Source organism: Helcobacillus sp. ACRRO, from assembly GCF_022347125.1.
Taxonomy (GTDB): domain Bacteria; phylum Actinomycetota; class Actinomycetes; order Actinomycetales; family Dermabacteraceae; genus Helcobacillus; species Helcobacillus massiliensis.
In genome coordinates this window covers 1-13,254 of record NZ_JAKRNG010000026.1, presented here as the reverse complement: position 1 = coordinate 13,254, position 13,254 = coordinate 1, and the positions used below count along the sequence as shown (strand labels likewise).

11 protein-coding genes are annotated in these 13,254 nt (G+C 69.4%); 2 read left to right on the top strand and 9 right to left on the bottom strand.

Features of this window, described 5'->3' with window-relative positions; genetic code table 11:
* Window positions 1-18: 18 nt before the first annotated feature.
* The 5 genes from MHY20_RS09290 to MHY20_RS09270 form a co-directional block, all read right to left on the bottom strand.
* Window positions 19-1,638 (bottom strand): inorganic phosphate transporter, encoded by a 1,620-nt coding sequence (locus MHY20_RS09290; RefSeq protein WP_239376361.1) that lies wholly within the window; start codon window positions 1,636-1,638, stop codon window positions 19-21.
* Between the two features lie 151 nt (window positions 1,639-1,789).
* The gene (locus tag MHY20_RS09285; RefSeq protein ID WP_239376360.1) at window positions 1,790-2,068 is read right to left on the bottom strand and encodes a hypothetical protein; all 279 of its coding nucleotides are present in this window, start codon (window positions 2,066-2,068) and stop codon (window positions 1,790-1,792) included.
* Window positions 2,047-2,340 carry a crosslink repair DNA glycosylase YcaQ family protein gene (locus MHY20_RS09280; RefSeq protein WP_239376359.1) on the bottom strand — a complete coding sequence of 98 codons (294 nt, stop codon included), beginning with the start codon at window positions 2,338-2,340 and terminating at the stop codon, window positions 2,047-2,049. Before MHY20_RS09280 ends, MHY20_RS09285 begins: the two co-directional genes overlap by 22 nt.
* A 253-nt stretch (window positions 2,341-2,593) precedes the next feature.
* Window positions 2,594-3,175: a hypothetical protein gene (locus tag MHY20_RS09275; RefSeq protein WP_239376358.1), complete on the bottom strand. Its 582-nt coding sequence runs from the start codon at window positions 3,173-3,175 to the stop codon at window positions 2,594-2,596.
* Window positions 3,176-3,249: 74 nt separating this feature from the next.
* Window positions 3,250-3,954, bottom strand: a complete 705-nt coding sequence (locus MHY20_RS09270; RefSeq protein ID WP_239376357.1) for a hypothetical protein — start codon at window positions 3,952-3,954, stop codon at window positions 3,250-3,252.
* 457 nt (window positions 3,955-4,411) lie between these two features.
* Here MHY20_RS09270 and MHY20_RS09265 point away from each other — a divergent pair, with 457 nt between their 5' ends.
* Complete coding sequence (locus tag MHY20_RS09265; protein ID WP_239376355.1) at window positions 4,412-5,896, top strand: protein adenylyltransferase SelO family protein; 1,485 nt, start codon at window positions 4,412-4,414, stop codon at window positions 5,894-5,896.
* Window positions 5,897-5,947: 51 nt separating this feature from the next.
* On the opposite strand, the gene MHY20_RS09260 is transcribed toward MHY20_RS09265, so the two are convergent.
* The 4 genes from MHY20_RS09260 to MHY20_RS09245 all read right to left on the bottom strand — a co-directional run bounded on the left by MHY20_RS09260 (window position 5,948) and on the right by MHY20_RS09245 (window position 12,432).
* A complete protein-coding gene (locus MHY20_RS09260) occupies window positions 5,948-9,223 on the bottom strand; it encodes a hypothetical protein (protein WP_239376353.1) in 3,276 nt (1,091 codons plus the stop codon).
* Window positions 9,220-10,050 carry an ammonia-dependent NAD(+) synthetase gene (nadE, locus tag MHY20_RS09255; protein WP_239376351.1) on the bottom strand — a complete coding sequence of 277 codons (831 nt, stop codon included), beginning with the start codon at window positions 10,048-10,050 and terminating at the stop codon, window positions 9,220-9,222. The genes MHY20_RS09260 and nadE overlap by 4 nt, the downstream gene beginning before the upstream one ends.
* A 9-nt stretch (window positions 10,051-10,059) precedes the next feature.
* On the bottom strand, window positions 10,060-12,063 hold the full coding sequence (locus MHY20_RS09250) for an HSP90 family protein (protein WP_239376349.1): 2,004 nt from the start codon (window positions 12,061-12,063) through the stop codon (window positions 10,060-10,062).
* 63 nt (window positions 12,064-12,126) lie between these two features.
* Complete coding sequence (locus MHY20_RS09245; protein WP_183377183.1) at window positions 12,127-12,432, bottom strand: hypothetical protein; 306 nt, start codon at window positions 12,430-12,432, stop codon at window positions 12,127-12,129.
* Between the two features lie 128 nt (window positions 12,433-12,560).
* Here MHY20_RS09245 and MHY20_RS09240 point away from each other — a divergent pair, with 128 nt between their 5' ends.
* Window positions 12,561-13,220: an HAD-IA family hydrolase gene (locus MHY20_RS09240; RefSeq protein ID WP_183377182.1), complete on the top strand. Its 660-nt coding sequence runs from the start codon at window positions 12,561-12,563 to the stop codon at window positions 13,218-13,220.
* Window positions 13,221-13,254 lie beyond the last annotated feature (34 nt).

Here is a 13,254-nt window from a genome sequence, read left to right as displayed (position 1 = left end):
CCGCGCCCGCGCAACGGATCAGAACACGGTGCGGAACGCCGTCACGGCGATTGCGCCGAGCACCGCGGCGACCGGCAGCGTCACGATCCACGCGAGCGCGATCGGGCGCATCATGCGCCAGTTCGCGGCCCGGTTCACCATGCCCACACCGAGCACGGCACCGATGAGGATGTGCGTGGAGGACACCGGCAGGCCCAGCTGCGAGGCGCCCATCACCACGGTTGCAGCGGCGAGCTCAGCAGCGAAGCCGGAGGACGGGTGCATCTTCGTCAGGCCCGACCCCACGGTCTGGATGACGTTGCGGCCGATGAACCACAGGCCCGCCACGAGCGCGATGCCGAACGCGACCAGCACCGGCAGCGGGATCATGGCCTCCTCGCCCACCTCACCGGTGGCGAGGACGTCCAGCACCGCGGCGAACGGGCCGATGGCGTTGGCGATGTCGTTGGAGCCGTGCGAGAACGCGAACGCGCTCGCGGTGAACACCTGCATCCAGGCGAACAGGATGAACGTGGCTCGGGACAGGGAGCGGGTCTGCAGGCTGTTCGCGAACATGAACAGGGACATCCACGCGATCACAGCGACCATGGCCAGGCCGACGACGGCCTGGGTGGTGGTCGGTTCGAACCCGGTGTTCTTCAGCCCCTTGAACAGCAGCATCGCCGTGATCATGACGGCGCCGAACGCGCCCAGCAGCGGCACCCAGAAGGTGAGGGCGCGGTGGCTGCGGATGTCATCGACCTTGCGGTCCAGTTTGCGCATCGTGCGGTAGAACTGATGCTCCGCCTCCTCAGCGTCGAGGTCGACGTCCTCATCGATCGCCAGCTGGGCGCGTTCACGGGCGCTCATTGGGCGGTTGGAGTAGGCGAGGGCCTGCAGCGAGGTGATGCGGTCCACCTCTTCCTCATCGCCGCTCTCGAGCATCTGCTCCTTGACGGCGGCGAGGCGGCGGGTGGCCTTGCGGTTGTACAGAAGGATGTAGCGGCGGATGAACCAGAACAGGGCGTAGGCGACAATGCCGCCCAGCACCGGCGACAGCACCCAGCTCACCGCGATCTGCACGATCTGGTCCCACTGCACCATCGACAGTCCGCCCGAATGGGTGGAGTAGCCGACCACGAGGGACGCACCCACGATGGCGCCGATGATCGAATGCGTGGTGGACACGGGCAGGCCGAACTTCGTGGCGACCAGCAGCCACACGGCGGCGCCGAACAGGGCCGCCATCATGATGTACACGAACTGCATCGGGTCTGCGGAGATCGGGCCGATGTCCACGATGCCGCTCTTCACGGTGTCGGTGACCTCACCGCCGGCGAGGAGCGCACCGGAGACCTCGAAGACGGCGGCGATCAGCAGCGCCTGCTTCATGGTCAGTGTGCCGGCGCCCACCGAGGTGCCGAACGAGTTGGCGACGTCATTGCCGCCGATGTTGAACGCCATGAACAGACCCAGCAGGATCGCCACGACGATGAGGATGCCGAACTGGCCGTTGGGCAGGTGCCCGCGGGTCCACAGCGTGAAGACGATGAGGGTGACGGCCATGAGCGAGCCGAAGGCGAGATGCCACCAGCGGTCGGCACCGAGGAAGCCCTGGTTCTCCGTGACGTCAGGCGCCGGAGTGGAAGTGGGAGACATTGACACACCAGATTCGTGGGAACGATATGCGAACAAAAGGCCACTTGCAGGCTAACGCTCCATGAACGTCTGTTGCAGGGCCGAGATGTTATCGAGACCTACCGCAAGGCAACATCACAGCAATGGTGAACGGAAGGTTAACGGGGGTTCGTCATCGCTTCCGTGCGGCCGCTTTTGCAGGCCCGGCGCCGTTCACCACCATGCCGCCGCGGATCGTGAAGGGGTAGCACATGCCGTTGATGCCGGGTCCCACGCTCCCGGCGAGGCGTGCCGGCACGAACCGGGCGCGGTCCTTGTAGCCGATGAGGAACTCATCGAACGCCGGCAGGTCCACCTGCGCACCCAGCGCCTCCTCCAGGAGGGCCGGCCAGTCGTCGCTCTCGAGCAGCTCCGCCGCGTCGCGGTGCATCAGCATGCGCGCGGGGCGCACAGCCGCATCATCCAGGTGGCGTCCTCGGCGGCGAGCAGGTGATGGGTGCCGCGCTGCGACCAGGTGCGCACGATCCGCCCGGCAGCGATCTCCTCGGCGATGGGGATGGTGGAGCGGACCTGCAGGCCGCGCACCCCGGAGTCGTACAGCTGCGCCTGCGTGGCGAGCATGTGGGCGGCGGCGTCCTCGCGGAGACGGGTGAGGCCGTGCGCGATGACGCGCAGTCCCTGGATGTGGGCGGTGGGCAGGGTCGTCGGCGCGGCAGGGCTCATGGGGCCGGTATGCGCCGCGCTCCGGTGAGTTCCGTGCGTTTCAGCGCGCTCAATCCGGATCAAGAGCGCTGAAACGCACGCAATTGAAGCGAGGGGCCGAGCGGTGGCGGGCGGAGACCGGCGGCCGGAGCAGGGGCGGCCGGAGCGGTGGCGGGCAGAGAAGAGCCGGCCCGCGGAGATCATCCACGGGCCGGCGGGGTCGGCAGGATCAGGCCGACGGATTCGAGCCGACGGACTCCGCCGGCAGGCGGGATCAGAAGACGCCCGGGTGCTTCTTGCCGGTGTCGGTGAGGGTGTGCTGCTTCGAGCTGATCTTCTGGTCGTTCGCCTCGGAGACATCGCCCTTGGCGCGGCCCACCTGGGTGACGGTGACCGAGTTGAACAGGCGGCCCTCGCGGGTGTTGCCGTCACCGAAGTTCAGGTTGGCGATCAGCTGCTTCTCGCCCTTGTTGACCGGGTTGGACAGCGTGACGAGGAAGCTGCGGGTGGAGGTCTCCTTATCGAAGCCGAGGTCGCGGGTGTAGGCGCCGTTGAACCAGCCCGGGGTGATGACGCGGTCCACGCCCTCCGGGCCCTTCTCGGTGTGGACGTCGATGCGGAAGGACACGATCGGGAAGTTCGCGTAGTAGTGCTTGGAGCCGACGTTCTCCACGCGCAGCGCCACCAGGCCGGCGTAGCCGGGGGCCTTGGCGGAGGACACGGTGAAGAACGGACGGAGGTCGAGCTCGGCCTGTGCGGGGGCGGCGTCGGCCGCCATAGCGGCGGTGCCGACGGATGCCGACGCACCCAGGGCGATGAGGGAGGTCAGGGCGGTGCGACGAGTGAAGGTGGTCATTGTGCTGCTCCAGAGTCGGGGGCTGGGCCCGCTGAGGTGTGCGGGCCCCAGCCGGGAAGGATGAGAAGGGGGGATCAGTAGGAGTCGGCGGGGTTCGCGTAGTTCTTCACGCGGACCTCGTTCTTGATCGGGGTGAAGGCGCGCCATGCGGTCGGGGTGGACCAGGTGCCGTCGAGCTTGCAGTACTGCTGCGTGCCCTTCATGTTGATGGCGCGGAAGCCGTAGGTCGCCTCGCCGGTGTGGCCTGCGGGAACGTCGTACGGGCCGATCTGCTGGCCGACCTCCCAGGACAGGGAGTAGGAGGCGTCGCCGCCGATGGTGGTGGCGAGGGAGTAGGCGATGCCGGCCTGGGTGGAGCCGTTCTCGCCGCTCTTGGTGCCGCCGGCGTTGACGTCCAGGGACTCGGTGCGGGAGCCGTTGACCGAGATGGAGATGGTCTGCGACTTCGAGGTGTTCTGCGTCAGCGGGATGGTGTGGTCCGTCTCGTTCTTGGTGGAGATGGTGCCGACGGGCAGGAACGAGTCCTTCACCTCGTAGACGACGGTGCGCTTGTCCTCCCAGGCGTTGCACACGGGGTGCGGGTTGAGGGCGTTGGCCTTCAGCTTGTCGCTGCCGTTGGTGGTGTGGACGATCGGCAGGCTCTTGTTGTTCTCGGGGGTCTCGGGGCGGTCGTCGACCGTGGTGCCGGCGGTGGCGGGCGATGCCGCCATGGAGGCGACGAGGGCGCCGGCCCCGAGGGTGAGCAGGGCCTTCTTCGTCAGATTCGTGGTCAGGGACATTGCTGATCCTTTGAGTCGTCGGTGGAGGGTGAGGTCCGCGGCTCGAACCGGAAGAGAGGGGATCCGAGCTGTGGACCGAGCAACGACGGTAGCCAGCAGTCCGCTGACCTGGCCAGGGACTGCTATGTCCGATTCGCCGGGCTTTCGGGCGATGAGTGCAAGAACTTGCAGCTCCGCCCAGAAGTTACCGCTGGTAACCCCGATTGAGGGCCGACCGACGGGTGCTGTTGACATATCGGTGTTATTCCGAGCTAATCCTCGAATCAATGACACTGTTGTGCAATTGCGCAGATTGTGGCGCTGCGAAACAACATGCGAATCCGCAGAGTTCATCAGGTGTTCTCTTTGGTGAATATCTGTGGTTGCTTGACAGTGTTTTCGGCGCCCAAATCATCACTGTCTGACTGACTGGTCAGGAAGATGTGCTGCGTCCGCGGCCGGCCCGTACCCTGGGGCCGTGGACATCGACCAGGACTTCGCCCGCGCTTTCCCCGAGCTCAGCGTCCCGCATGCGGCGCTGAAGCCACCGCAGCCGGCCATCGCCCGGCTCAACGACGAACTCGCTGCGGATCTGGGGCTCGGACCGGAACACCTGCGCTCCACTGACGGGATCCGCTTCCTCACCGGGCAGGGCCCGCTGGAGGAGTCCGACTCGTTCGGGCCCGTTGCCCAGGCGTACTCCGGGCACCAGTTCGGCCAGTTCTCGCCCCTCCTCGGCGACGGCCGCGCCCTCCTGCTCGGCAGTGTCCCCGCGGCTGGCCGGGCACCGGCCACCGCCCAGCACCCGTCGGCCCTCTGCCCGGCGCGGCTGGACATCCACCTGAAGGGCTCCGGCCCCACCCCGTTCTCCCGCGGCGGTGACGGCCGCGGTCCGCTCGGCCCGATGCTGCGCGAATACGTGATCGGGGAGGCGCTGCACCACCTCGGGATCCCGACGTCCCGGGCGCTCGCGGTGCTGCGCACCGGGGAGACGGTCATGCGGGAGCGGCCGCAGCCCGGTGGCCTGCTGGTGCGCACTGCGGCGAGCCACCTGCGGGTGGGGACGATGCAGCTCGCCGCCCAGTCGCAGGACGACGGCCTGCTCCGGCGGCTCAGCGAGTGGGCGATCGACGCGCATCACCCGTCGGCCCGCGATCGCGCTGAGGAGCGCGGCACGAGCCTTCACCTGGAGCTGCTGCGGTCGGTGGCCATCGCGCAGGCGGATCTCATTGCGCAGTGGATGTCGGTGGGGTTCATCCACGGGGTGATGAACACGGACAACATGACGCTGTCGGGTCAGTCGATCGACTTCGGGCCGTGCGCGTTCCTCGATGACTATCGCGCCGGCGCTGTGTTCAGTTCGATCGACCACCAGGGGCGGTACGCGTACGGCAACCAGCCGGCGATCGGGCAGTGGAACCTGGCGCGGCTCGGTGAGTGCCTGCTGCCGCTGATCGATGAGGACCCGAATGCGGCCGTCGAGGCCGCCACGGCCGTGCTCGGCGAGTATGCGGACCGGTTCCAGCAGCAGCGCACGCGACTGTTCGCGGCGAAGCTGGGGCTGCGCCTGCCGGTGGAGGCCGACGGGGACCTGCTCGAGCCGGTTGCTGAGTTCGTGGACCAGACCCTGCGGCAGATGGAGGAGCAGGGCGAGGACTTCACGGTGTTCTTCCGGCGCTTCCATCGCACGGATTCTCAGCGCCGCGAGGAGCTGCAGCAGTTCGCGGACAGAAGCGGCCTGGACGTGGACGGGTCGCTGGCGGATCAGGTGAATCCGGTGGTGATCGCGCGCAACGGGCACCTGCAGCGGGCTCTGAACGCCGCGGAGACGGGGGATCAGTCGCAGCTGGAGGACCTGCTGCGGGCACTGGCCTCACCGTTCGAGTCGCTGCCGGGCCTGGAGCATCTGTCGACGCCGGGGCCGCAGGACGGCGCCGGCTTCCGCACCTTCTGCGGGACCTGATCGGCTCCGTCCCAGCCTTCGGCCCTGACCGCCGCGGGGAAGCCGCGCCGGTCAGGCGCTGCCGAAGATCTCCTCGGCGGTCGCGTGCATCCCGTTGGCCCTCAGCGAGCGCTGGAACAGGTCTGCAAGTGGCAGCGGCCACCGGTGGACGTCCTTCGCGGGGTCCTCGTCCCAGGCGCGGAGGAACTCGTCGCACCCCTCGCGGGTGAGGGCCCCGAGCAGTTGTGCGCGGTGGATGTGTGCGGTGCGGCGGATCGACGCACTGTTCAGCGCCTTGCCGTGGTCGAGCATCTCTCCCGCGGCGGCGAGGGCGAGGTCGCGGTCGGTGCGGCGGATCGCTGCGGTGAGGAGGGCGTCCAGCACCGCGATGTTCTCCCACCTCGGGGGCTGCTGCTCCAGGAGCCGGGTGGCGATGCGGACGGTGGTGCCGGGCATGTCCTCGGCGATGCGGGAGGCGTGCAGGCCCAGGAGGGAGCGCAGAATCGGCTGGTCGTCCGTGCCCGGGGTGACGCGGTCGAGGGCACGGTCGAGGTGGTCCTCGGATTCGGGGGCCGCGCCGATGGCGAGCAGCATGATGGCGAGGCACGCAGACAGGGCCGCATGGGAATCGGGCGAGACGAGATGGGAATCGGGCGAGGTGAGCGGCTGGGCCCGGTTCTGTGGATGGTCCTCCAGCAGGTCGAGGGCGCGCTGCGCGTTCGCGATCGGGGTCTCCAGGTCCATCGGCAGGGTGCGGGCGCCGGCCTGCGCGGACCGGATCAGCGCACTGAGCGGCCCCGCCCGGTTCGACTGCGTCCCCGCTGCCGCGAGTGCGCCGTCATAGAAGGTGATGAGGTCCTGCAGCACGAGCTGCAGTTCGTCACCGCGGTCGTCGGCGAGCTGGATCGCTGCCGCGATCGCGTTGAGCCCGTCGGCGCGGGAGATGAACGCCCGTTCCGCGTCGCTCTTCGCGGCGCCGCTCGCTTCCGCGCGCTCCACGGCGAGCAGGCCGAGCCGGGCGGCGCGCAGCGCGTCCTTGTGGGCCTCGAGCCGCATCATCCGGTACTGCTCGGCTGTTCCCGCGCGGCTGCTGCTCGGGTCGGGGAGGCGCCATTGGATCACCGCGGACGCGCGGATCCACAGGTGCGCCACCAGCAGCGGATGCTCCACCGCCGCCGTGATCCGGCCCTCCATCAGGTCAGCGAACGGGTCGATCTCCGGGTACCCGGCGATGTCGATGCCGAGGGATCGCATCAGCACGGACGCATCCGCCGGGTCGACCCCGGCATCGATCTCCGCCTCCACGGCACGGATCTGCGAGGTCATCGCGGTGACCTGCCCGATGGCGTTCCCCACCCGCGCCGACTCCTGGTACAGCAGCGCCATCAGGTAGTGGCAGGACGGCGGCACCATCGTCACCGACTGGAACTGGTCCAGGCCCTCCCGCAGCGCATCAGCGAGACGGTGCTCCCCGAACGAGAGGCGAGCGTTCACCACGATCAGCGCCATCACCGTGTACCAGTCCGGGTTCGGAAGATCCGCCAGCTGCTCGGCGAAGGCGCGGTGCAGGTCGTCGGCGATCCTCTCCCACTGCGATTCGGGCGACTCCACCGCCCACACGAGCAGATTCAGCCCGCGCTCCTCCCACGCGGTCAGCTCCGCGAGGGCCTCCTCGCCGCGCAGGGCCGCCTCCTCGTAGGCGTCCTCCGCGACCTCCTCCCAGTACTGGGCGGCCAGCGGCGCCAGCTGCAGTGCCACTTCGAGGCGCCATTCGGGGCTCGCAGCGGACGCCCATTCGGCTACCGGGTCGAACGGCTCCCACACCGGGCCGTCGCCCGCTGGGGCGGCGTCGATGGGCCGCCACAGCTGCTCGCCGTGCTCCCGCTGCTTCAGCGCGAACTCGTCATGTTCAAGATCGGCATGCAGCAGCAGGAACAGCTGGAACAGTTCCTCGAAGTCCCGCGTCTCCTCATGCTGCAGCAGAACGGACAGCGCCCGCAGCTTCCGTTCGGTGTCCGCCTCCTCGCGCAGCACGATGCGCGGCGGGTAGTCCATCCGCATCGGGTCGTCGTGGCCGCGGGCGATGTAGGAGAGCTCCAGGCCGAGTTCGATGCCGTCGGTGTCCTGGTCGCTGGGCAGCGGCGGCAGCGCGGCCTCGAGCACCTCCCGCCCGCCGAGGTCGAGGGGGAAGCGTTCGTCGAGGTTCTCCTCGGCGCGGCGGACGGCGTCGGTGCTGCGGGTGTGGCCGCTGCGGCGGTCGAACTGGGCGGCGAGGCGGAGGGCGCGGTCGCGTGCGGCGTCGGCGAACTGGGTGATGGTGAGGGGGCCGACGGGTGCCGCGTCGTTCTGGTCGGCGGTGCTGGGCGCGGGGAGAGCGAGGATGCTGCGGGCGGCGCGGGTATCGGTGCCGGGCAGCACGAGGTGCCCGTACCCGGCGTGCTGGAGGAGCCGCGCGACCCGCAGCAGCAGGGTCAGCGCGGAGAGCCGTCCCGAGGGTGACACGCCGGTGTGGAACAGGTTCGGCAGGTGCCGCACCAGCAGCTCGTGGGCGCGGCCCACGTTGCCGGTGACGGCGAAGAACAGCATGTGGCGGGCCTGCAGCGGCAGATGCACCGGCATCGACATGATCCGCGGGTAGCTCATCTCCTGCAGTTCGGCGGCGCGCTCCGCCTTCCCGGCGCGGCACAGCTCCACCAGCATTTCGGAGGCGATGCCCTCCGGTTCCTCCGCGCACAGGTCCTCGGACGCGAGCAGGGCCTCGAGGTCGTGCAGCGCTTCGTCGGTCTCCCCGAGGCTGAGACGGATCGACACTTCGGAGGCCTGCGCGCACGCGTCGCAGTGGGAGTAGGCGTCCCTGGGGGTGGTGCGGATCGCGGCGAGGGCGGTGCGGATGTCGTCGTCGCTGCCGTGGTCCATGGCGAGCTGCAGGCGCGCCCACAGCGGACCGGCGGCACCCGCCCCGTCGCGCCGGTATGCGGCCTCCATCATCGACAGGGACGTGCGGATCTGGTCCAGGGAGTACTGCGGCCGGGACAGCAGGGAGTCGATCAGCCACTTGTACCACCACAGCAGGTCGATGCCGGGGCTGCCGGGCACGGGCCGGGTGGGGAAGCGCGCCGGGTCCTGGTCGTGCTTGAACGCGCACCACAGGAACATCGACAGCTGCGCGTCGGTGTCGGACACTTCGCGGGCGTGGCCGATGAGCCGCATCCGCACGGCGTACAGCTGCTGGTCGTCCCCGGCTTCGTCGGCGAGCTGTTCGGCGCGCCTGCCGATGTCCCACCGCTCGCTCGCGGTCATCGGCTCGGTGTCGAATCGGTGCAGGAGGGCGGTGAGGGAATCGGTCACGTCTGGGCGGCCCACCAGGTGTCGTGGATGGTCACGGGCGTGGTGCGCTTGTGCCGCGAAGCGAGGTACTTCTGTTCGATCTTCTCCGCGACCTCCACCGTGACGGTGTCGCCTTCGAGATAGTCGTCGATGTCGTCGTAGCTGATGCCGAGCTCATCCTCGTCGGTGCGGCCGGGGCTGCCGTCCAGCAGGTCCGCGGTCGGCACCTTCTTCCACAGGCCGGCGGGGGCGCCGAGGTGCTGCAGCAGCTGGCGGTTCTGCCGCTTGTTCAGTCCGTACAGCGGCAGGATGTCCGCGCCGCCGTCACCGAACTTCGTGAAGAAGCCGACTGTGGACTCCGCCGCATGGTCCGTGCCGATCACGAGGAGGCCGTCCTGGCCGCCGAGTGCGTACTGCGCGACCATCCGCAGGCGCGCCTTCACGTTGCCGTGGTTGAAGTCGCTGATCTCCTCTCCGGTGGCGCGGGCGAACTCTTCCTTGAGGGCGTCCGCCGCCGGTTTGATGTTGATGGTGCATTCGGAACCGGCGTGGATGAAGTCCATAGCGTTCTGCGCATCGTCCTCATCGAACTGCTCCCCGTGGGGGAGGCGTACGGCGACGAAGCGGGCGTCGATGCCGTCGTCGGCGAGCGACTCCACGGCCATCTGTGCGAGCTTCCCGGCGAGGGTGGAGTCGAGGCCGCCGGAGATGCCGAGGACGTACCCCTTCGCGCCGGTGGCGCGCAGGTAGTCCTTGAGGAAGGCGACGCGGGCGCGCACTTCCTGCGCCGGGTCGATCGACGGCTTGACGCCCATCTCGACGATGATCTGCTGCTGAAGAGGTCGCATGTCCTGAGCCTACTTCGTCGGCCCGGATGCGGGGCCGGGAGCATCGTCGTCCCCCGGGGCGTCGGTGAAATCGGCCGCGGAGATGTCCGAGCGCAGCACACTGGTGGACAGCGCCACCATGTCCGAAAGGGACTCGTTCAGCACGGCCCGGTCAGCGCGGCGCAACGGGTTCTGTCCCACGAGCATCGCCTGCACGTACAGCATCCGGATGGTGCGGGACACCACCACGTCGTCTTCGGAGGAGGCGAGCACGCGCACCAGGGGAGCCGCCCAGTTCAGCACCAGCGTGGCGGCGTCCTCAGCAGCGATCTGCTCTGCCGACTCCGCCGGCGGGGAGATGTCGCGCATGAGGTCGCCCCAGAACCCGTCGGTCTCCTCCTCCAGGCGCCGCAGCTCCATCGATCGCAGGATGTCCGGGTCCACCACGTACAGGGCGTTCACCTCCAGAGGGTGGAACGTCCGCACCTGCACGGTGCAGTCGAGGTCCGTCAGCGCCTCCTGCGCCGCCCGCTCCAGGTGGCGCGCCTGCTCCGCTTCGGGACCGATCACCTCCGCCAGCTGCGCGATCACGTCGCGAACGTCGAGGCGCTGCGCCGTGACGTGCGGGAACACCCGCTCGATCATCGGCATCAGCTGCTCGTCATAGACGTACCCGGCGTTGATCACCGGCTCCGACGGGCTCAGCACGCCCGCCATCTGCCGGAACTCCTGGATCGACCCCGCGTAGCGGACCTGCGGCGAGGTGCGCACCAGGTCGCTCAGCAGCATCCGCCCGGCGCTGGTCTCGAACGTCAGGTGCGGCAGGATGATCCGCGCGAGCTCCTCATCATGCTGGGCGAGGGATCGCAGCGGCAGGTCATGGACCTCGAGGAACGCTGTGAGCCCGAGGCGGTTGTTCTGGGCGAGGTCCACGACCCAGGCGCGCAGCTGGTCGGCGATGCCGCGCTTCACAGCGGCGAACGCCGCGTTCTGGATGAACCCTTCGCGGCTCGCGGTGGGGGTGAGGCCGGTGGAGTTCAGCACCACGCGGGTGAAGAACGCCCACTCCGGCAGCAGGTCCGGCACCGAGTCGCCCACGAGGATGCCGCCGAGGTAGGCGCGGGTGGCCTGCCGGGCGCCGGGGCTGGGCGCGAACGGCAGCACGAACGCCGTGCCCCGAGTGCCTGCTTCCTCGATCTCCAGGGGGATCACGGCCAGCGGCTGCACACCGAGCAGCTCCGTGCCGTACTGCATGAGGCGGTTGAGCTCGTCCGTTTCGGTGAACGCCATGACCGGGTCGCCGGCCGGGCCAGCGGCGCTGAGCCCACCGGCGATGCCGCGGTCGAACATCGCATCGCGGTTCACCTGCGATTCGGTGCCGCGCGGGCCATCGACCCGCACCCGCACCGGCAGGAACTCCGCGAACCTCACCGCCAGCTCCCACACCTGCCGGTACTGGGTGAGGTCGCGGCGGTCCTCCCGCGGGCTCAGCCGCACCGTGGTGCCGACGGGCAGCTGGTCGCCCTCGGAGTCGCTGAGGCGGCTGATGGTGAAGGTGCCGTCGGTCCGGCCGACCCAGCGGGACGCGGAGCCGCCGCGCGCCGGCCGGGTCTCCACCACGATCTCGTCCGACACCATGAAGCAGGACAGCAGGCCGATGCCGAACTGGCCGAGCCGGTCGCGGCGCGGCGCCTCCAGCAGGTCCCGCTTCGAGGACCGGCCGACGGTGGCCAGCAGCTGCGCCATCTCCTCGTGCTGCATGCCGGCGCCGTTGTCATGCACGGTCAGCTCGGGGCTGTCCGTGCCGCTCGGGGTGATCGTGATGAGGCCGTCCTCCTCGGAGAACGGGTCGGTCTCGCCGACGCGCGCCGCATCGACACGAGCCGCGATCGCGTCCCGGCCGTTCTGGATCAGTTCGCGCACGAACACACTCGGATGGGAGTAGATGTTCGTGCTCAGCAGTTCCACCACCGCGCGCAGGTCGACCTGGAACGGGTGGCTCTGATCTGGGGAAGGCGTGAGGTCTGGATCCATGATTCTGAGTCTAGGGTCGGGCCGGACGACGTCCATCGGCGAGCGCTCCACTGTGGATAACTGTCAGCGCAGCTGCCGATACGGCACGGCCTCAGCACCCGTGGCGCACCCCAGCACGATCTCCCGCGGGCACGACTTGCACCGCAGCAGCCGGTGCCCGCCCGCCCGGGCCTGCGGGCACCGACAGAAGTGCCAGCCCGGCCGCGCCCACCGGCCCGGGCGCCGGCACTGATCGCACGCGGCGGGCCACACCTCCACCCACTGCCCATCGGCGCGGCGCTCCAGGCGCAGCGGAAGGACCGGCGGAGCGGCCGGGGGCGCGGACGGGTTCTGCAGCAGGATCTGCGGGGAGGTCATCGTGTCAGTCATGGCGGCACCGTAGAAAGGGGGAGCGACATTTAAAGTCGGGGCAGCGGGACGCACGTGCCGGCACCCGTCGGCCCCCGATACGGTGGTGCCCTGCCGGCCCGGCCCCGCACCACGACGAAAGGACTCCCGTGAGCCCTGCTGAACCGCGCTGGAGCACCGTCCTGTTCGACCTCGACGGCACCCTCCTCGACACCATCGGGCTGATCATCGAATCGTTCCACGCCACTTTCGCGGAAGCGGGGATCCCGCCGTTCAGCGATGACGAGGTCCGCAGCTGGATCGGCCTCACCCTCGAGGACACCTTCCGGCCCATCGCCCCCGACCGCGTCGAAGAGCTCGTCGAGACGTACCGCCGCATCAACCGCGCCAAGCACGACGACCAGGTCCGCGCATTCCGCGGAGTCCGCAGCCTCCTGCTCTTCCTCGAACAGGAGGGTGTGGAGATCGGCGTGGTCACCGCGAAGTACCCCGGCCTCGCCCACCGCGGCATCGAAGTGTCCGGCCTGCCCGCCGTCCCCCTGCTCATCGGCAACGGCGACGTGCCCCGCAACAAGCCCGCTCCCGACCCCATCCTGCGGGCCATGCACCTGTCCGGCTCCGCCCCCGAGGACACCGTCTACGTGGGCGATGCCCCCACCGACATCCGCGCCGGACAAGCCGCCGGAGTCGCCACCATCGGCGTCACCTGGGGCGCCGCCTCGCGTGATGACGTCGCCGCCGCCGGCCCCACCCATCTCGTCGACACCCTGGAGCAGCTGCGCGCCTGCCTGCTGCCCGCCACCTGCTGAGGAGACAGCGCATGCCCGAAGAACCCGTCGGCCC

What these genes read in the sequence shown, in the direction of transcription:
- MHY20_RS09290 (WP_239376361.1), bottom strand. Translation starts at nt 1,638, where the DNA reads ATGTCTCCCACTTCCACTCCGGCGCCTGACGTCACGGAGAACCAGGGC.
- MHY20_RS09280 (WP_239376359.1), bottom strand. Translation starts at nt 2,340, where the DNA reads ATGAGCCCTGCCGCGCCGACGACCCTGCCCACCGCCCACATCCAGGGA.
- MHY20_RS09275 (WP_239376358.1), bottom strand. Translation starts at nt 3,175, where the DNA reads ATGACCACCTTCACTCGTCGCACCGCCCTGACCTCCCTCATCGCCCTG.
- MHY20_RS09270 (WP_239376357.1), bottom strand. Translation starts at nt 3,954, where the DNA reads ATGTCCCTGACCACGAATCTGACGAAGAAGGCCCTGCTCACCCTCGGG.
- nadE (WP_239376351.1), bottom strand. Translation starts at nt 10,050, where the DNA reads ATGCGACCTCTTCAGCAGCAGATCATCGTCGAGATGGGCGTCAAGCCG.
- MHY20_RS09250 (WP_239376349.1), bottom strand. Translation starts at nt 12,063, where the DNA reads ATGGATCCAGACCTCACGCCTTCCCCAGATCAGAGCCACCCGTTCCAG.
- MHY20_RS09245 (WP_183377183.1), bottom strand. Translation starts at nt 12,432, where the DNA reads ATGACTGACACGATGACCTCCCCGCAGATCCTGCTGCAGAACCCGTCC.